This window comes from Kosakonia sp. PSU_27 (assembly GCF_039409795.1).
In the GTDB taxonomy this organism is placed as follows: Bacteria; Pseudomonadota; Gammaproteobacteria; order Enterobacterales; family Enterobacteriaceae; genus Kosakonia.
The window spans coordinates 560341-578978 of sequence record NZ_JBCIVK010000005.1; the positions used below are offsets into that span (position 1 = coordinate 560341).

The window sequence follows — 18638 nt, forward strand, 5'->3', positions numbered from 1 at the left end:
TTAGCGACGCAGACCCAGACGCTCGATCAGCGCGGTGTAGCGTGCAACGTCTTTACGTTTCAGATAGTCGAGCAGTTTACGACGCTGAGAAACCATACGCAGCAGACCACGACGGCTGTGGTGATCTTTTTTGTGCTCTGCAAAGTGACCCTGCAGGTGGTTGATCTGAGCAGTCAGCAGTGCAACCTGAACTTCGGTAGAACCGCTGTCGTTAGAACCACGACCAAACTCGGAAACGATTTTTGCTTTAGCTTCAACGCTTAGAGACATTTTAAACTCCAGTGATAAAAAAATGAAAAGGCGCCGATCTCTAATTCAGCGGCCTCAGGATTAACGCCGGGTGATGTTAAATACATAGCCCGGCGTTAAGCGGCAATATTCTACTCGTAGTCACGGTTTCCCGCAAGGTAAGCCCGTCATTGTGCAGGATACTCGACCACCAGACGACGCGGCGCAACACGGCCTTCGTCGTCCATTTCGCCCATGCCAATGAATTTTGCGTCATCGCCTTCTGTGACGCGCACCAGCCCCGCTTTTGGCGCAGCGGATGCCCGAACCGGCTGACCGTTTTTGAAGTATGCCGCGACCACTGACGGAATGTTAACCGCCGGGAAATCTGACGCCGGGCTGTCCATTGGCATCAGTAACGGATCCAGCAGTTGTGCTGCCGGGATACCCTGCTGCTCGGCTTGATCCACCAGCTCGCGCAGCTTGTCGAGCGTCACCATACGTTCAACAGGATACTTACTCACCGCCAGGCGACGCAGATAGATAACATGTGCGCCGCAGCCCAGTTTCTCACCCAAATCATCAATGATGGTACGGATGTAAGTCCCTTTCGAGCAGTGAATTTCCAGCTCAAGTTCATTGCCTTCGTGGCGGATAAATAACAGCTCGTAAACCGTAATTGGGCGCGCTTCACGCGGAACCTCAATGCCCTGACGCGCATACTCGTAGAGCTTCTTTCCCTGATATTTCAGGGCAGAGTACATCGACGGGACTTGCTGCGTATCACCGCGAAAACTCTCCAGCGCAGTAGCCAGTTGTTCGGCACTGAAGGTCAACGGACGCTCTTCAACGATTTGCCCATCCGCATCGGACGTATCGGTACGCTGCCCAAGGCGGGCAATCACCCGATAACGTTTGTCCGAATCCAGCAGATATTGGGAAAACTTTGTCGCTTCTCCCAGGCAAATCGGCAGCATACCGGTCGCCAGCGGATCAAGCGCTCCGGTGTGTCCGGCACGGTTGGCGTTATAAAGACGCTTTACTTTTTGCAGCACATCATTGCTGGAAGCGCCCTGCTGTTTATCCAGCAGCAGAACGCCATGCACGTCGCGACCGCGACGACGAGGACGACTCATCAGTCCTCCTTGCTGTCGTCCGGGTTCACACGACGTTCGTCATCGTGTTTCACCACACTGGTCACCAGATTGGACATGCGCATCCCTTCCACCAACGAGTTGTCGTAGAAGAACGTCAGTTCCGGCACGATACGCAAACGCATCGCTTTACCCAACAGGGAACGAATAAAGCCAGAGGCATCCTGCAACGCTTTGATACCCGCTTTCACGGATGCTTCGTCTTTATCGTTGAGGAAGGTGACAAACACTTTGGCATAAGCCAGATCGCGGGAAACTTCGACACCAGAAACGGTGGTCATCATACCCAGACGCGGATCTTTAATTTCGCGCTGCAGGATAATCGCAATCTCTTTTTGCAGTTCCTGAGCCACGCGCTGCGGGCGACCAAATTCTTTCGCCATAATAATTCTCCAGACTAAAAAGGGGCCGTAGCCCCTTTTAATATTTCTTGCCGGGAGGCGCTTCGCTTACCCGGCCAGCAATGTTCATCCACTTTTCATTTCGGCTGGCTAGCAGCCGAAAAGCGAAGCGAATTACTCAATAGTACGTTGGATCTCAATGATCTCGAACACTTCGATCATATCGCCGGTACGTACATCATTGTAGTTCTTAACGCCGATACCACATTCCATGCCGTTACGGACTTCGTTGACGTCATCTTTGAAGCGACGCAGGGATTCCAGCTCGCCTTCATAGATAACCACGTTGTCGCGCAGAACGCGGATCGGGTTGTGACGTTTAACCACACCTTCGGTAACCATACAGCCCGCGATCGCACCGAATTTCGGCGATTTGAACACATCGCGAACTTCCGCCAGACCGATGATCTGCTGTTTCAGCTCCGGAGAGAGCATACCGCTCATTGCCGCTTTCACTTCGTCGATCAGGTTATAGATGACGGAGTAGTAACGCAGATCCAGACCTTCCGCTTCGATCACGCGACGCGCAGAAGCGTCGGCACGAACGTTAAAGCCAACCAGAATCGCGTTGGATGCAGCAGCCAGCGTCGCGTCGGTTTCGGTGATACCACCTACGCCAGAACCTACGATCTTCACTTTCACTTCGTCGGTAGACAGTTTCAGCAGAGAATCGGAGATAGCTTCGACAGAACCCTGAACATCAGCCTTCAGAACGATGTTCACTTCGTGAACTTCGCCTTCGGTCATGTTGGCAAACATGTTTTCCAGTTTGGATTTCTGCTGACGCGCCAGTTTAACTTCGCGGAATTTGCCCTGACGGTACAGTGCCACTTCACGCGCTTTCTTCTCGTCACGCACAACAGTCGCTTCATCACCCGCAGCCGGAACACCGGACAGACCGAGGATTTCTACCGGAATGGACGGACCAGCTTCGGTGACTTCGCGACCCAATTCGTCACGCATCGCACGCACGCGGCCATATTCGAAGCCACACAGCACGATATCGCCTTTATGCAGCGTACCTTCGCGCACCAGCACGGATGCCACCGGACCACGACCTTTATCGAGGAAGGATTCGATAACCACACCGCTCGCCATACCTTTACGTACGGCTTTCAGCTCAAGAACTTCGGCCTGCAACAAGATCGCATCCAGCAGTTCGTCGATACCGGTACCAGCTTTCGCGGAAACGTGTACGAACTGGCTTTCGCCGCCCCACTCTTCCGGAATGATGCCGTACTGAGAGAGTTCGTTTTTAACGCGATCCGGATCGGCTTCAGGCTTATCGATCTTGTTCACGGCAACCACTACCGGCACCTGCGCCGCTTTCGCGTGCTGGATAGCTTCGATAGTTTGCGGCATCACGCCGTCATCGGCAGCAACAACCAGAACCACGATATCCGTCGCCTGAGCACCACGGGCACGCATTGCGGTAAACGCGGCGTGGCCTGGGGTATCCAGGAAGGTGATCATGCCGTTGTCGGTTTCAACGTGGTAAGCACCAATGTGCTGAGTAATGCCGCCCGCTTCGCCAGAGGCCACTTTCGTTGAACGAATGTAGTCCAGCAGAGAGGTTTTACCGTGGTCAACGTGACCCATAATGGTCACAACCGGTGCGCGCGGTTCTGCTGCAGCACCTGTGTCACGGTCGCTCATTACCGCTTCTTCCAGCTCGTTTTCACGACGCAGGATAACTTTATGGCCCATCTCTTCAGCAACCAGTTGCGCAGTTTCCTGGTCAATAACCTGGTTGATGGTCGCCATCGCGCCCAGTTTCATCATCGCTTTGATGACCTGAGAGCCTTTAACCGCCATCTTGTTAGCCAGTTCGCCAACGGTGAGGGTCTCGCCGATCACGACGTCACGGTTAACCGCTTGAGCTGGCTTCTGGAAGCCCTGCTGCAGAGCAGAACCTTTACGCTGACGGCCGCCTTTACCACCACGAACTGCCGCACGTGCTTCTTCACGATCAGCTTTGCTTTCAGCGTGTTTGTTGCCTTTCTTCGGACGCGCTGCTTTCGCTGTGCGGCTGCGACCACGACCGCCTTCAACTTCACGGTCGTTATCATCTTCCGCCTGGCGGGCATGCTGGGAAGTGGTTACATGGTAGTCACCAGTAGTCTCTTCTTCTTCGCTTGCCGGAGCTGCCCAGTTCGCTTCATTTTGTTCAGCCATACGACGAGCTTCTTCCGCTACGCGACGCGCATTTTCTTCCAGTTTACGACGAGCCTCTTCTTCCGCTTTGCGCTTAAGTTCTTGCGCTTCGGATTCACGGCGGGCTTTTTCCGCCTGGGCTGTCCTGGTCATTTCGTCAGATTGTTGGTTGCTCACTTTGCTATTTTCCGCAGCTTCGCGTTTTGCATTTTCAGCATTTTCGCGTTTAGCCTTTTCATCAGCTTCACGTTTCGCACGAGCTTCGGCATCACGTTTGGCTTTTTCCTCGGCTTCGCGCTCAGCGGCTTCCTCTGCTTCACGACGGGCCTTCTCTTCCGCTTCACGCATCGCCTCTTCTTCCGCAGCGAGACGTTCAGCCTCTTGTGGATCGCGTTTTACAAAGGTGCGTTTTTTACGGACTTCGATCTGCACCGATTTACTTTTCCCACCGGTGCCCTGAATACTTAATGTACTGCGCGTCTTGCGCTGCAGAGTCAGCTTGTCAGGCGAAGAACCGTGCTCACGGTTCAAATGCGCTAACAGCGTCTGCTTTTCTTGTGCCGTCACTGAGTCTTCAGCGGACTTGCGGATCCCTGCGTCAGCAAATTGCTGTACCAGGCGGTCCACAGAGGTTTGAATCTCAGCGGCCAGCGTTTTTACGGTTACATCTGTCATGCTGTTCCTTCCTGCTACAGTTTATTACGCTTCGTCGCCAAACCAGCAAATATTACGTGCGGCCATGATGAGCTCACCTGCTTTCTCATCGGTTAACCCTTCGATATCGCTCAGGTCATCCACACCTTGTTCAGCGAGGTCTTCCAGCGTACAAACACCACGAGCAGCCAGTTTGAAAGCCAGTGCGCGATCCAGACCTTCCAGGTTAAGCAGGTCTTCAGCCGGTTCTTTATTACCGAGGCTTTCTTCCTGCGCCAGTGCCAGAGTGGTCAGCGCGTTTTTCGCACGATCACGCAGGGCTTCGACGGTGTCTTCATCCAGACCATCGATTTCCAGCAGCTCTTTGATTGGCACATAGGCCAGTTCTTCCAGCGTAGAGAAACCTTCTTCGACCAGAACGGTGGCGAAATCTTCGTCAATGTCCAGGTAGCGGGTGAAGGTATCAATCGCGGCATGAGCCTCAGCCTGATGCTTGGACTGCAGATCCTCAACGGTCATGACGTTGAGTTCCCAGCCGCTCAGCTGAGACGCGAGGCGCACGTTCTGACCATTACGGCCGATAGCCTGCGCCAGGTTGCCCGCCTCAACGGCGATATCCATGGTGTGTTTATCTTCATCCACCACGATAGAAGCAACGTCAGCCGGTGCCATTGCGTTGATAACGAACTGCGCCGGGTTATCGTCCCACAGCACGATATCAATACGCTCACCGCCAAGTTCCGTCGAAACCGCTTGCACACGCGCACCGCGCATACCCACACAGGCGCCGACCGGATCGATACGCTTGTCGTTCGTCTTCACGGCGATTTTGGCGCGAGAACCCGGATCGCGGGCTGCGGCTTTAATCTCGATAACTTCTTCACCGATTTCCGGCACTTCAATGCGGAACAGTTCAACCAGCATTTCCGGTTTGGAACGGGTCACGAACAGCTGCGCACCACGCGCTTCAGGGCGCACAGCGTACAGCACACCGCGGATGCGGTCGCCCGGACGGAAGTTTTCACGCGGCAGCATATCTTCGCGCAGGATAACGGCTTCAGCGTTGTTGCCGAGATCCAGCGTGATGTTGTCGCGGTTCACTTTCTTCACCACGCCGGTGATGATTTCGCCTTCGTGCTCGCGGAACTGATCGACCACCATTGCGCGCTCAGCTTCACGTACTTTCTGTACGATGACCTGTTTTGCGGTCTGGGTGGTGATGCGGTCAAACGTGACGGATTCAATCTGATCTTCAACATAGTCGTCGAGGTTCAGGCTCTCATCTTCGTAACGCGCTGCTTCGAGGGTGATCTCACGTGTCGGCTGCGTCACTTCTTCAACGATCAGCCAGCGACGGAACGTGTCGAAATCACCGCTTTTACGATCAATGCTTACGCGAACATCGATCTCTTGTTCGTATTTTTTCTTGGTTGCTGTAGCCAGAGCACTTTCCAGCGCTTCAAAGATTTTTTCACGCGGAAGCGACTTTTCGTTAGAAACAGCTTCAACAACAGCCAAAATTTCTTTGTTCATCGGGGGCCTTTCACCTCAAATCCAGACTGTTAAAAGTGGGGGACCAGGTTCGCTTTTTGAATATTGCTCAATGCGAACACTTCATCTTTACCTTCGACCGTAACGGTGATCATCTCGCCATCGACATCTTTAATGATGCCCTGCCACTTACGACGGTTTTGAACCGCCATACGCAGAACCAGCGAGACTTCGTCGCCCTTAAAGCGCGCATAGTGCTCAGCCGTAAACAAAGGACGCTCAAGACCTGGTGAGGAAACCTCCAGGTTGTAAGCCACGGTAATCGGATCTTCAACATCCAGTACCGCACTGACCTGGTGGCTGACATCAGCGCAATCATCAACATTGATGCCATCTTCACTATCAATATAGATGCGCAGTGTAGATGTGCGCCCGCGCACAAACTCGATACCGACCAGTTCATAGCCCAGTGCTTCAACCGGCGCCGTAATCATCTCTGTTAATTTTTGCTCTAATGTGGACAAGTCCACCCCCAAGACATAAAAAAAGGGCGTATAGCCCAGTTATTTCGTACTCAGATAACAAAAAACCCCGATAAATCGGGGCTTTAAATAACTGAACCCTATAGCCGCAACTGCGGCCTGGAGAACCTTCCGTGAGTATTTTTTTCAAATCCAGCTGCGAAGGCGTTAAGTCTTCATAGTATATTTGAAAAAGAACACTTAGGGAAAGTGGTTGCGGGGGCCGGATTTGAACCGACGACCTTCGGGTTATGAGCCCGACGAGCTACCAGGCTGCTCCACCCCGCGCCTGAAACGTGGCAAATTCTACTCGCTTGAGTGCAAATTTGCAAATAATGCTGGGATTTGGTACCGAAGACGGGACGTAAAACCGGGCTGCAGTATATTGATATACATGCCGTTCTGTCAACCGTGGCGCGTTAGCATCCTGTGCCCCTGACGTATGCAATTTTGTTGCGTATTATTTTTAAGCATGTAAACAGCAGTGTTCACCACTATCGCAATGAAAATTGCACTCTTCTCTTCCGGTCATCGTCAAAAGATGATTAAATGAAAACTCACTTATTTTGCATAACCATTCACTAATTGTTCTGGTCGGATGGCACAAAGAGTATGGCGTGGCTGTTAAGTCTCTCACCATCGGTCTATCAAGCAGGGATTTTTTTATGACGACGATTCTCAAGCATCTTCCCGCAGGTCAACGTATCGGCATCGCTTTCTCCGGCGGACTGGACACCAGCGCAGCGCTGCTGTGGATGCGCCAAAAAGGCGCGGTTCCTTATGCATACACTGCGAACCTGGGTCAACCGGACGAGGATGACTATGACGCCATTCCCCGTCGCGCAAAGGAGTACGGTGCGGAAAATGCTCGCCTAATCGACTGCCGTAAACAGCTGGTCGCCGAAGGCATTGCCGCCATCCAGTGCGGCGCTTTTCATAATACGACAGGTGGTCTGACTTATTTTAACACCACGCCGCTGGGCCGCGCGGTAACCGGCACGATGCTGGTTGCGGCAATGAAAGAAGATGGTGTGAATATCTGGGGCGACGGCAGCACCTATAAAGGCAACGATATTGAGCGTTTCTATCGCTACGGCCTGCTGACTAACGCCGAGTTGCAAATCTATAAGCCGTGGCTGGATACCGACTTTATTGATGAACTCGGCGGCCGTCAGGAAATGTCCGAATTCATGGTTGCCTCTGGTTTCGACTACAAAATGTCGGCAGAAAAAGCCTACTCGACTGACTCCAACATGCTGGGCGCTACGCACGAAGCGAAAGATTTAGAGTTCCTCAATTCCAGCGTGAAGATTGTTAACCCAATCATGGGGGTTAAATTCTGGGATGAGAATGTCAAAATCCCGGCGGAAGAAGTTACCGTACGTTTTGAGCGCGGTCATCCGGTTGCGCTGAACGGCAAAACCTTCACTGACGATGTTGAACTGATGCTGGAAGCCAATCGCATCGGTGGCCGTCACGGTCTGGGAATGAGCGATCAGATTGAGAACCGTATTATCGAAGCGAAAAGCCGCGGTATTTACGAAGCCCCGGGGATGGCGTTGCTGCATATCGCTTACGAACGTCTGCTGACCGGTATCCACAACGAAGACACTATTGAGCAATATCACGCCCATGGCCGCCAGCTTGGTCGCTTGCTGTACCAGGGCCGCTGGTTCGATCCGCAAGCATTGATGCTGCGTGACTCCCTGCAACGCTGGGTAGCAAGCGCCATCACGGGTGAAGTCACGCTGGAGCTGCGTCGCGGCAATGATTATTCGATTCTGAATACCGTTTCCGACAATCTGACCTACAAAGCAGAGCGTCTGACGATGGAAAAAGGCGAGTCCGTGTTCTCCCCGGATGACCGTATCGGTCAACTGACGATGCGCAATCTGGATATCACCGATACCCGTGAGAAACTGTTCAACTACGTGCAAACCGGTCTGCTTTCCACCACGGCCGGGAATGGCCTGCCTCAGGTAGAAAACCAGGAAAACAGCGAGAAGAAATAAGTCTCTCTGCATCTTCGTGCCTGCCTTGCAGGCACGATTCTCTGCTTTAAGTTATCGCTTCAGCTTAACAACATTTATCAAGCCGGTTCGCTTTCTCCCGCCAGGATGGGCGTTCCATATCCTCAATAGATATTCGGATCAAAAATCACGCTCACCGCACCGCGATAGGTGTCCGGACGCGTCGACAGCATGGTGTCCACGTCTTTCTGGCGCACCAGAAAATCAATACTGCCGGGTTTATCTGCGCCATAGACTTTGGCGGTGAACTCGTTTTGGTTCGCAGTTTTGCCAATGAAAAGCGGTCTGCCGGTCACCGTGGAGCCGGTCTGCATATCCACCACATTATCCGGCATGTTGATCGTCACCTTCATCGGCACCTGTTGCCCGCTGTTATCGCTGGTAAGCGCGCACTCCTTATCTATCTGATCGGCGCAGTCCAGGAAAACGGTGAACCCACCGGAACTGGAGAGCGTAAACGCGCTTCGCCCCGTCAGTTGCGGCGTCACGCGGGAAACCATCCAGCGTTCCCAGTTGGCCTTCCCCTCATCCTCTGAGCAGATTTTTCCCGATGGGCAGGGTTGCAGGGCAACCGTCTGCGCACCGGCGGCCGGCGTGAGTTTCAGTTCATGGGTCACCGTCAGCGCAAAGTTAATATTCAGCATGGTATCGCTGGCTACATACACATCGCCAAAATCAATGTTACCCCCGGGGCCAATGGTGAGTGGCGCAGTACCTTTATAGATACCGGAACTCATCTTCAGCGGATCTGGCGTATCCAGTTCGTAGGCAATACTCATTTCGTAGAAGCGCGAGGGCTCTGTTCTGTCTATGGTACTGACTTTATAACAAGCGCCCTCTGCTGTGGTGACTCTCCATACAAAAGCCGTCCAGTTGGAGTTTCCCACAAGGGGGCCACTGTTCTGGCAAGGTGAGTTTGGCGAGGAATACGATCCCCCAACCCAGGCGTAATCATTCCCGGCCAATGAGTATCGCCCACTGAAGCCACTGATCCGGAAGGTTACTTGCGCAACTTCGCCGGTCGTTTCGTTAACGACAGGTAGCGTTCTGGCTTTATTACTTAATCCGAAGTAGGGGTTATTTCTCGGTACGTCATTGGCAACAATCGGCTGTTTTAAGCGCAGCTCTAACGGCAACGCAATACCAAAGGAGCCCGCAGGGCAATACGCAGGCCAGGTCGCACAATACCCAGAAACCGGTGTGGTATTAGTGAATGCGCCGTTTTCCGGATTCGTTGCCGACGGAGTAAAACTGGCGCTGATATTCATTTCCGCCGCGACAGCGCAGAAACTTATCACGCATAGCGAAACGGATAAGGCTGCTCGCGTAATGTGGCGTAGTAGGGACATAATATTTCTCTGTAAACATCAAAACGCATAACAGAAGGCGCTGATAAATGGCACTTTCTTAAGCAATTCCAGCCTGGCAGAAATGCGCCAGGTAATTCAGGTTCACGGTTTTGCTTTCCCGGCACTGAAAGGTAGTGCGACGCGTCCGGATACGCTTTTGCGCCGGGAAGCCCTGCGCACCATCACCACCAGATGCGATATTGCGCTTATTTCCCGCCCCCCGCCGCAGCCGCTTTCGTCCTGAATGGCAGCGTCACTTGTTCCGCGAAGACGTGGCTCAGTGAATTCAAAAGATATTCGGGTCAAAAATCACGCTGACCGCACCGCGGTAGGTGTCCGGGCGCGTCGACAGCATGGTGTCCACATCTTTCTGGCGCACCAGGAAATCGATACTGCCGGGTTTATCTGCCCCATAGACTTTGGCGGTGAACTCGTTTTGGTTCGCAGTTTTGCCAATGAAAAGCGGTCTGCCGCTTACCGTGGAGCCGGTCTGCATATCCACCACATTCTCCGGCATGTTGATCGTCACCTTCATCGGCACCTGTTGCCCGCTGTTATCGCTGGTAAGCGCACACTCCTTACCTATCTGATCGGCGCAGTCCAGGAACACGGTGAACCCACCGGAACTGGAGAGCGTAAACGCGCTTCGCCCGGTCAGTTGCGGCGTCACGCGGGAAACCATCCAGCGTTCCCAGTTGGCCTTCCCCTCATCCTCTGAGCAGATCTTTCCCGATGGACAGGGTTGCAGGGCGACCGTCTGCGCACCGGTGGCCGGAGTCAGTTTCAGTTCATGGTTTACAGAGAGGGTAAAGTTGAGATCTAACTGATTGTCGGAAGTCTTAAAATTATCACCGAAATCAATATCTCCACCGGAACCCACGCTAAGAGATAGGGTTCCTGTATAGGTGCCGGATGCCATTTTCAGCGGATCAGGTGTGACTAACTCATACCCTAAGCTGGTCAAGTCAATATAATAAGGCTCGTCCGTCAGGTTGATCCTGGCTGTTTTATAGCAGGCAGAATCACTGGCTGGCCATTTCCACATAAATAGATAAGCGGTATAGCTAATCCAGCCCACGCCCGAATAACCGCAGGGTGCGGGAGCATATACAAAACTACTGCCGTTCCACGTAGATTGATGCTGGCTGACGGGCCAGTCTGCTCGCGTATGGTATCTTGCAGAAAAAGCGTTAACCCTGAAACCAAGCGTCACCGACGAGCCCGTTTGCTGATTCACCACCGTGATATTGCGCATTGCGCCCGGCATTTTAAAGTACATTCCCATTCTGGGATCAGAATTAGCCGTAAACCCGGCCGTCGCCAGAGAGGCCGTTATGCCGCCCATTGAGATACTGACCATTCCGGTACCGGCACATTCCCCAGGCAAAATTGAACAATATCCACTCTGTGACGTGGTATTCGTGAAGGTGTTTTTTTCCGGGTTTTCCAGCGATGGCACAAACTCTGCCGTAATGTGCATTGTCGCCGCCGATAAGGCGAAGCTCACAAGAAGCAGGCATGCAGCCAGCAACTGTGAAAGCACGCGTGTAAATGGAAGATTCATTTTTTTCACTCGATCTGCGCCGTCGCGTAAATTCAAAAGATATTCGGATCAAAAATCACGCTGACCGCAGCGCGATAGGTGTCCGGGCGCGTCGACAGCATGGTGTCCACATCTTTCTGGCGCACCAGGAAATCGATACTGCCGGGTTTATCTGCCCCATAGACTTTGGCGGTGAACTCGTTTTGGTTCGCAGTTTTGCCAATGAAAAGCGGTCTGCCGGTCACCGTGGAGCCGGTCTGCATATCCACCACATTATCCGGCATGTTGATCGTCACCTTCATCGGCACCTGTTGCCCGCTGTTATCGCTGGTAAGCGCACACTCCTTACCTATCTGATCGGCGCAGTCCAGGAACACGGTGAACCCACCGGAACTGGAGAGCGTAAACGCGCTTCGCCCGGTCAGTTGCGGCGTTACGCGGGAAACCATCCAGCGTTCCCAGTTGGCCTTCCCCTCATCCTCTGAGCAGATCTTTCCCGATGGACAGGGTTGCAGGGCAACCGTCTGCGCACCAGCGGCTGGCGTGAGTTTCAGTTCATGGGTCACTGTCAGCGCAAAGTTGATATTCAGCACGGTATCGTTAGCTTCATACACATCGCCAAAATCGATGTTGCCACCGGGGCCAACAGTGAGCGATGCGGTGCCTTTATAGATACCTGAACTCATCTTCAGCGGATCCGGCGTATCCAGTTCGTAGGCAATACTCATGTTGTAAAAGCGGGACGGCTCGGTTCTGTCTATGTTACTGATTTTATAACAAGCTCCATCCGCAGAGGTTACCTTCCATATAAAGCTATAATAAACGTTGTCCCCTACACTGGGTCCGCCATACTGGCAAGGGGGGTTGGGGTACATAAATGATCCGCCAACCCATGTTGTACTGGGGGTGGGTGGGGAATATCTTGCACTGAAGCCACTGATTCGGAAGGTCACTTGCGCAATTTCGCCGGTCGTTTCGTTAACAACAGGTAGCGTTCTGGCCTTATTACTTAACCCGAAGTAGGGGTTATTTCTTGGTATGTCATTAGCCATAATCGGCTTTTTCAACGTCAGCTCTAACGGCAACGCAATACCAAATGCACCCGGCGGGCAATACACAGGCCAGGTCGCACAATACCCCGAAAGCGGTGTGGTATTGGTGAATGCGCCGTTTTCCGGATTCGTTGCTGACGGAGTAAAACTGGCGCTGATATTCATTTCCGCCGCGACAGCGCAGAAACTTATCACGCATAGCGAAACGGATAAGGCTGCTCGCGTAATGTGGCGTAGTAGGGACATCATATTTCTCTGTAAACATCAAAACGCATAACAGAAGGCGCTGATAAATGGCACTTTTTTATGCAATTCAAGTCTGGCGAAAATGCGCCAGGTAATTCAGGTTCACGGTTTTGCTTTCCCGGCCCTGAAAGGCAGTGCGACGCGTCCGGATACGCTTTTGCGCCGGGGATCCCTGCACACCATCACCACCAGATGCGTTACCGCGCCTATTTTCCGCGCCCCGCCGCAGCCGCTTTCGTCCTGAATGGCAGCGTCACTTGTTCCGCGAAGAAGTGGCTCAGTGAATTCAAAAGATATTCGGATCAAAAATCACGCTCACCGCACCGCGATAGGTATCCGGACGCGTCGACAGCATGGTGTCCACATCTTTCTGGCGCACCAGAAAATCGATACTGCCGGGCTCATTTGTGCCGTAGGTTTTTGCAGTGAAATAGTTCTGCCCTGCGCTTTTGCCAATCAAAAGTGGCCTGCCGCTTACCCTTGAACCGGTCTGCATATCCACCACCTTTTCCGGCAGATTTATCATCACTTTCATCGGCACCTGTTGCCCGCTGTTATCGCTGGTGAGCGCGCACTCTTTACCTGTCTGATCGGCGCAGTCGAGGAAAACCGTAAAGCTCCCCGAGCTTGTCAGGTTAAAATTGCTCCTGCCGGTCAGCTGGGGCGTGATGCGGGTAACCATCCAGCGTTCCCAGTTGGCCTCCCCTTCGTCAGCGGTACAAATTTTTCCGGCCGCACAGGGCTGCAGAGAGACTGACTGGTTTTCCGGGGTGGTGGTGAGCTTCAGCTCGTGGTTTACGCTCAGGGAAAAGTGAAGGTTTAACTGATTGTCGGAAGCCTGAAAGTTATCACCGAAATCAATATCGCCGCCGGGGCCCACCGTCAGGGATAAGGTGCCTTCATAAAGCCCTGAAGTTAATTTCAGCGGCTCCGGTGTTTGCAGCTCATACATGATGCTGGTGTCATTAATTAAGTAAGGCTCACCCGTCAGCGGTATTTTTGCCACTTTATAACAGGCCACATTTTCGGCTGGCCATTGCCACATAAAACGAAAATATCTGGTTGAATAAACCCCTACACCGGAATAGGAGCACGGTGCAGGGGCATAAACAAAGTTTCCCCATCCTGTGGGGCTTCCTGACCAGGCGGTATTATGATCTTCTAACGTCCAGTCATTATGCGTATTTAACGTTGCACCGAATCCCCTCACCCTGAAGCGGACAGAGGTTTCGGAACCATCCTCGCGGTTGATTAACGTGGTATTCCGCCATGCGCCCGGCATTTTGAAATAGACGCCCATTCGGGGATCCGAATCGACCGTGAAGCCAGCCGTTGCCAGCGACGCGGTTATCCCGCCCATGGAAATACTGAATGTTTTTAGATCAACGCATTGGCCCGGATAAATCGTACAGTACCCACCCGCGGGCGTGGTGTTAGTGAAAGTGTTATTTTCCGGATTTTCCAGCGATGGCGTAAATGACGCGGTAATCTCCATCGTGGCAGCCATCACCGTTGCGCTACCGGCAAGTAGCGCCATCCCCGTAAATAAGCTCAGTGCAATCTGTTTCATTTCGTTGCACCTGAACCGACCTGCTGGCATTTAAGCGCGCTGATAAACTGCACTCTCTTATTGGGATCCAACCCGGCTGGAATTTCGCAGTGCAGTTCTGGCTCGCCATTTTCTGCCGGAACCGTTAACTGGCGATTTGTAACACCGGAGTCCAGCGTCAATACCCCTTCCGCATTCACCATGGCCTGCGCGACATCGCTTTTGACGTAGCGGTTTTTAATCAGCTGGCCTTGTGCATTCTGCAGCATACTAATCAGGGTTAAGGTCTTCACTGTTTTGATGTTCACATACTGAACGCTACCGCGGTTCATCTGGATAGTCTGGCGCTCCGGGAACACCTGCACACTGTCGCCACCGGGGGCGCTAAACTGGATATCGCTTCTTTTCCAGAGCTCCGCCGGCAAAATATTGCGGCCTGGTTTCAGACGCAGTTCGCTCATATTGCCCGTTGCGAGGATACGGGTGTTTTTATCGTCAGCATCCATATCCACAATCACCGCAGACTGCATGCCACTGTTGTTGCCATTGACGGACGCGACCTTACCGCCGCCCATAACCAGCACCTGGCTTAGGTTCGCGCCTGCAATATTCGTTTTGCTCCGCATACTGTGCTGCGCGTAGAAGTTACCGTTTATCCAGGGGGTATCCACTGCGCCATTGCCATTCAACGTAGTATCCGCAGCACTCAAGGAAACACCGCCGCCTAAGTTGCGCAACGTCCCTTTATCTTTTGGTTCCCATTGATACTGCAGGCTGGAATAACTCTGATCCTGTTCCAGGCCGGTGCTCAAAGATACCGAATGTTCTTCGGAGGGAGACAAGGCGATCGACACGCTAAAAGAGACACCCCGATCGCGGCGATCATTATCAAAGCCCGGACGGTCATAAGCGCTCATGCGGAAAGTGGTACTGCGATCAAAGAGGCGTGTTTGCGTACTCCACGAAACATCCGCCGCGGTTCCTTTACGCCAGGGGGTATCAATATATTGCGTATTGAGAATCAGCGAAGAGCCTCCCGGCAATCGGGACGACAAAGAGGCACCCCACGTTTGACCTGCCTGACGGGTACGAACGCGCCTTCCATAAACATCGCTAAGCGTAGAACGCCAGTAAAGGCTGGCGGAACCGCCCGCATATAAGTTGCGGTAATAGCGGAGATCTGTGTCCTGATTCGCTTGATATTGCGAATTACCCAGCGTGTACTGCGCAAAAAAGCGATCGTCTTGCGAAAGCGTAATGTTGGTGCGCATCCGCAGACGACGCTCTTTAAGAGACATCGCGCCGGAAAGTCCAACGGTCGCCAGGGGATTGACCAGCCATTCCATACCCGCGCCAGCCGCAAAGGGATTCTTATCCTCCGCGCTCACATCGCCACTTGCCAGCGCGCGACGTTGGCCGCCCCAGAGATTCATACGCCAGCGTTTGTCAGGGTTATTCCAACCCTGCGCCTTAAAAATCTGCGCTTCCTGAGTATCAACTACCTGGCCATTTTCGATAATTTTGATCGTAATATCATAAATACCAAGCGGCAGAGGGCGGGTATCCAGCGCCTGTACGCCCGCCTGTAATTGCTGGGTACGGATCATTTGGCCATTGCGCCAGACTTCAGCAACGGACTGATTGCGCCCCGTCACATAGACAGGCCACGCGCTTACACTGTCGGTGGTTGCGAGCAAGGCGTCCGATGTTCCCCACATGCCGCCAATAACAGTATCATTGCCAAACCCCGCGGTCTGGACGTTGCCGTTATCGCTGTCAGGAGTAAACACACCCAGACGCAAAAAGCTGCCTTTAAACTCTTTTTGGGTGAAAAGCTGATAGAGGCTGTAATTCCTGTACTGATACTCACCGTCAGTGCCTGAAGACTGGAACGCCGCTTGTTGACTCCAGCCGCCCAGTGAAGAGGTTAAAGATGAGTTAATCCCCCAACTGCGCATTGAAGCCGTGTCGGTGATTGAGAGGCTGTTATTCATAATCAACCCGGTCGGTGCGTCATCTGGCACTGACAAATAACGGCTGACGACCTGGCTGGTTTCATAATTAGCGGTGTAAAGTTTTAACGCGGAGTTATCAAGAGAATAAACAACCTGCATGAGTCCGGACGGGCAAGACTCTGTGCATTTACCTATGGCAACACCCTTCTGAAGAAAATCAGACCAGACTGCATTTGTTGCGGGATCACTATTTGGCTGCTCATCAATAACTCGCAGGAGTTTAATATCTCCATTTTCCCGCAGAGAAATACTGGCATCGAAAATATAGTTGTCGTTCAGATATACCTGAACGACAACTTCAGAATTATAAAAATACCGCTTAAAATCTTCTGGCAGCCCTTTCATATTTGCAGCAAGTTGCATATCACCAGCCGAAACAACGAATGGAACAGCAACAAGAAGTATTAATGATATTTTCATAATATTTTTATAATGAACTTATAGGGTATAAACGGAAATAAACGTTACGGATTAACTAGCGCTTCCTCAAACATCATCGCTACCTGGCCGGTAAAATCACCCTGCACAGTAAGAGCTTTAGAGTCAGACTGGCTAATGCGCAAAGTAGTACGGCCGCCAGCTTTTGCTGTGGTATCGTCAACAACGGTTTTCGCCGTATCGCTCAGTTCAACACCGTTAAATTCAACTTTCAGAGGAATAATATCGGTACCGTTTGACAGAATAGCGTCACCATTAGAATCGGTATTCATCAATGTTGCCTGAATTCCGCCAGAAACGTTCTTATACTGGAACTGTTTTTCAAATGCTTTTAATTTGGACGTTGTAATATCATACTCAATTTCTTGAGCCTGATTAATCCATCCGCTTTCTACAGGTTCAACCTGAAAGTCATCGCTAGGAACATGAGCGAAAACATCGATATTGTAACTTTGTTGGTTTGCGGCCATCGCCGTTGTGCTGCCTAATACAGATAAAGACAGAACACCACCAAAGAGACAAGCTTTTGCAATTTTATTAGTCAACATGGAAAATCCTTTCAATTTAAAGAATACAACACTGCTTATTTGCAACTTACTTCTTAATACTAGAAACGTAGTTTCTTTTGGTTTTCCCCTTCAATAAGGGTGAAAAGAGTACTGCGCCCTTTCTGTTTATCTACTACCTTCGTTTTACCAGGCAGGATGAAAAGACGCGTAGCGCTATTACACCCTGTACCAGACGAGGTGCAATTGCGGATATTCTCCAGAACAATCGTGGCGGTGCCTTTGTTTGTTACTTTAATTCCCGCCGGTGAAGACGATTCAATTTGCGTATTAAAAACAGGCTTTGTAGGCAAAACGATCACTAATGTGCCGTAGCCAGATAAAACATTCAGACCTGCGTTCAATGCTTTTTTACGATATTCATCGACTTCTTTATTATTTAATCCGAAGCCATCATCAGTTTTTGGCAGAACCGGAACAAACCTTACTCGATAATATTTTTCAACCGAGCGATCGCCTGGCCACATAAATCTTGCGGCCTGGAATCCGCCAGGCGGGATAATCATTCTGAGCGGGGTGACAATAAGTCTGTCTTTCTGTAAAGAATTACCCGCAATCTCTTTTACCGGTGCTTCTTTAACTTTCCCGCTTTTATCAATATTTACTTCCAGTAGATCGATGCGGACAAAAGCCGTGGATGTCCCGGTATTATAAATACGTTTAGAAATAGACTGCTTATCAGGCGTCAGTGTGTCATACATGCTTCCAATCCCTATTTCAGGGAGAGCGAAGGCCGCAGACATCTTAAGTCCGAATATAAGAGCCAGAGAAACAGATGAAATCTTTCTTAATAAGGAAACGCAACACATATTCAGTATCCAGACAACGCTAAAAACGAGGCAACGATAATCACGCCTCGAAATTAAAGCAACCGAACACATGCAGATTAATAAATTATTAAAAACCGAATCTTGATCAATTTCACTCCTCAGACCAGTAATTGCTATTTTTGAGGTGATATATGCCGATGATTTATAAGATTAATATGTTTTTAATGTGCCTCCTGACTTGTCCTTTAACCAGCCTTTGCTAAAACATGGAGGCTAGCGCCTTGCACAGCACGAGTTTCCTGCATTAATCATTGAATTAATAAGCGTGGAAGAAAATTGCCACCAGATATACCCAGAAAGGGTTAGAAGTTTAAGGATAGAAGTTGGCGATTTGGCGATTTGGCGATTTGGCGTTTTGGCGTTTTGGCGTTTTGGCGTTTTGGCGTTTTGGCGTTTTGGCGTTTTGGCGTTTTGGCG

16 protein-coding genes and 1 tRNA gene are annotated in these 18638 nt (G+C 51.5%); 3 read left to right on the plus strand and 14 right to left on the minus strand.

Annotated elements, in window-relative coordinates:
- The 7 genes from rpsO to AAIG26_RS15710 form a co-directional block, all read right to left on the minus strand.
- Positions 1 to 270 (minus strand): 30S ribosomal protein S15, encoded by a 270-nt coding sequence (rpsO, locus tag AAIG26_RS15680; RefSeq protein WP_017457357.1) that lies wholly within the window; start codon positions 268 to 270, stop codon positions 1 to 3.
- A gap of 146 nt (positions 271 to 416) precedes the next feature.
- Complete coding sequence (truB, locus tag AAIG26_RS15685; RefSeq protein WP_020455414.1) at positions 417 to 1364, minus strand: tRNA pseudouridine(55) synthase TruB; 948 nt, start codon at positions 1362 to 1364, stop codon at positions 417 to 419.
- The gene (gene rbfA / locus AAIG26_RS15690) at positions 1364 to 1765 is read right to left on the minus strand and encodes a 30S ribosome-binding factor RbfA (protein WP_017457355.1); all 402 of its coding nucleotides are present in this window, start codon (positions 1763 to 1765) and stop codon (positions 1364 to 1366) included. Before rbfA ends, truB begins: the two co-directional genes overlap by 1 nt.
- Positions 1766 to 1897: 132 nt before the next feature.
- Positions 1898 to 4612, minus strand: coding sequence for a translation initiation factor IF-2 (gene infB, locus AAIG26_RS15695; protein ID WP_020455415.1), 2715 nt, complete (start codon positions 4610 to 4612; stop codon positions 1898 to 1900).
- Between the two features lie 24 nt (positions 4613 to 4636).
- On the minus strand, positions 4637 to 6124 hold the full coding sequence (nusA, locus tag AAIG26_RS15700; RefSeq protein ID WP_017457353.1) for a transcription termination factor NusA: 1488 nt from the start codon (positions 6122 to 6124) through the stop codon (positions 4637 to 4639).
- A 29-nt stretch (positions 6125 to 6153) separates the two neighbouring features.
- The gene (rimP, locus tag AAIG26_RS15705) at positions 6154 to 6606 is read right to left on the minus strand and encodes a ribosome maturation factor RimP (protein ID WP_017457352.1); all 453 of its coding nucleotides are present in this window, start codon (positions 6604 to 6606) and stop codon (positions 6154 to 6156) included.
- Positions 6607 to 6814: 208 nt separating this feature from the next.
- Positions 6815 to 6891: transfer RNA gene (locus AAIG26_RS15710), tRNA-Met, on the minus strand.
- Positions 6892 to 7268: 377 nt separating this feature from the next.
- On the opposite strand from AAIG26_RS15710, the gene argG reads away from it, so the two are divergent.
- Positions 7269 to 8615: an argininosuccinate synthase gene (gene argG, locus AAIG26_RS15715; protein WP_174240560.1), complete on the plus strand. Its 1347-nt coding sequence runs from the start codon at positions 7269 to 7271 to the stop codon at positions 8613 to 8615.
- A gap of 122 nt (positions 8616 to 8737) precedes the next feature.
- Here argG and AAIG26_RS15720 read toward each other — a convergent pair whose 3' ends face one another.
- On the minus strand, positions 8738 to 9412 hold the full coding sequence (locus AAIG26_RS15720; protein ID WP_343180922.1) for a hypothetical protein: 675 nt from the start codon (positions 9410 to 9412) through the stop codon (positions 8738 to 8740).
- A 652-nt stretch (positions 9413 to 10064) separates the two neighbouring features.
- On the opposite strand from AAIG26_RS15720, the gene AAIG26_RS15725 reads away from it, so the two are divergent.
- Positions 10065 to 10226, plus strand: a complete 162-nt coding sequence (locus AAIG26_RS15725) for a hypothetical protein (protein ID WP_313627760.1) — start codon at positions 10065 to 10067, stop codon at positions 10224 to 10226.
- Between the two features lie 42 nt (positions 10227 to 10268).
- Here the strand turns inward: AAIG26_RS15725 and AAIG26_RS15730 are convergent, their stop codons facing one another.
- Positions 10269 to 11546: a hypothetical protein gene (locus tag AAIG26_RS15730; RefSeq protein ID WP_343180923.1), complete on the minus strand. Its 1278-nt coding sequence runs from the start codon at positions 11544 to 11546 to the stop codon at positions 10269 to 10271.
- Positions 11547 to 11578: 32 nt separating this feature from the next.
- A complete protein-coding gene (locus tag AAIG26_RS15735; protein WP_343180924.1) occupies positions 11579 to 12253 on the minus strand; it encodes a hypothetical protein in 675 nt (224 codons plus the stop codon).
- A gap of 652 nt (positions 12254 to 12905) precedes the next feature.
- Between AAIG26_RS15735 and AAIG26_RS15740 the strand changes: the two genes are divergently transcribed.
- Positions 12906 to 13067 carry a hypothetical protein gene (locus AAIG26_RS15740; protein WP_343180925.1) on the plus strand — a complete coding sequence of 54 codons (162 nt, stop codon included), beginning with the start codon at positions 12906 to 12908 and terminating at the stop codon, positions 13065 to 13067.
- Positions 13068 to 13109: 42 nt separating this feature from the next.
- Here AAIG26_RS15740 and AAIG26_RS15745 read toward each other — a convergent pair whose 3' ends face one another.
- The 4 genes from AAIG26_RS15745 to AAIG26_RS15760 are packed head-to-tail and all read right to left on the minus strand — an operon-like array spanning position 13110 to position 18092.
- Complete coding sequence (locus AAIG26_RS15745) at positions 13110 to 14393, minus strand: hypothetical protein (protein ID WP_343180926.1); 1284 nt, start codon at positions 14391 to 14393, stop codon at positions 13110 to 13112.
- The gene (locus AAIG26_RS15750; protein ID WP_044489497.1) at positions 14390 to 16807 is read right to left on the minus strand and encodes a TcfC E-set like domain-containing protein; all 2418 of its coding nucleotides are present in this window, start codon (positions 16805 to 16807) and stop codon (positions 14390 to 14392) included. Before AAIG26_RS15750 ends, AAIG26_RS15745 begins: the two co-directional genes overlap by 4 nt.
- A 44-nt stretch (positions 16808 to 16851) precedes the next feature.
- Positions 16852 to 17373, minus strand: coding sequence for a CS1 type fimbrial major subunit (locus AAIG26_RS15755; protein WP_045512641.1), 522 nt, complete (start codon positions 17371 to 17373; stop codon positions 16852 to 16854).
- A gap of 59 nt (positions 17374 to 17432) precedes the next feature.
- Positions 17433 to 18092 (minus strand): hypothetical protein, encoded by a 660-nt coding sequence (locus tag AAIG26_RS15760; RefSeq protein WP_020455427.1) that lies wholly within the window; start codon positions 18090 to 18092, stop codon positions 17433 to 17435.
- Positions 18093 to 18638: the final 546 nt, after the last annotated feature.

Coding starts and splice junctions, on each gene's coding strand:
- truB (WP_020455414.1), bottom strand. CDS start 1,364: ATGAGTCGTCCTCGTCGTCGCGGTCGCGACGTGCATGGCGTTCTGCTG.
- AAIG26_RS15725 (WP_313627760.1), top strand. CDS start 10,065: ATGCGCCAGGTAATTCAGGTTCACGGTTTTGCTTTCCCGGCACTGAAA.
- AAIG26_RS15735 (WP_343180924.1), bottom strand. CDS start 12,253: ATGAGTATTGCCTACGAACTGGATACGCCGGATCCGCTGAAGATGAGT.
- AAIG26_RS15745 (WP_343180926.1), bottom strand. CDS start 14,393: ATGAAACAGATTGCACTGAGCTTATTTACGGGGATGGCGCTACTTGCC.
- AAIG26_RS15760 (WP_020455427.1), bottom strand. CDS start 18,092: ATGTATGACACACTGACGCCTGATAAGCAGTCTATTTCTAAACGTATT.
- AAIG26_RS15730 (WP_343180923.1), bottom strand. CDS start 11,546: ATGAATCTTCCATTTACACGCGTGCTTTCACAGTTGCTGGCTGCATGC.
- AAIG26_RS15755 (WP_045512641.1), bottom strand. CDS start 17,373: ATGTTGACTAATAAAATTGCAAAAGCTTGTCTCTTTGGTGGTGTTCTG.
- argG (WP_174240560.1), top strand. CDS start 7,269: ATGACGACGATTCTCAAGCATCTTCCCGCAGGTCAACGTATCGGCATC.
- AAIG26_RS15750 (WP_044489497.1), bottom strand. CDS start 16,807: ATGAAAATATCATTAATACTTCTTGTTGCTGTTCCATTCGTTGTTTCG.
- AAIG26_RS15720 (WP_343180922.1), bottom strand. CDS start 9,412: ATGAGTATTGCCTACGAACTGGATACGCCAGATCCGCTGAAGATGAGT.
- nusA (WP_017457353.1), bottom strand. CDS start 6,124: ATGAACAAAGAAATTTTGGCTGTTGTTGAAGCTGTTTCTAACGAAAAG.
- AAIG26_RS15740 (WP_343180925.1), top strand. CDS start 12,906: ATGCGCCAGGTAATTCAGGTTCACGGTTTTGCTTTCCCGGCCCTGAAA.
- infB (WP_020455415.1), bottom strand. CDS start 4,612: ATGACAGATGTAACCGTAAAAACGCTGGCCGCTGAGATTCAAACCTCT.
- rbfA (WP_017457355.1), bottom strand. CDS start 1,765: ATGGCGAAAGAATTTGGTCGCCCGCAGCGCGTGGCTCAGGAACTGCAA.
- rpsO (WP_017457357.1), bottom strand. CDS start 270: ATGTCTCTAAGCGTTGAAGCTAAAGCAAAAATCGTTTCCGAGTTTGGT.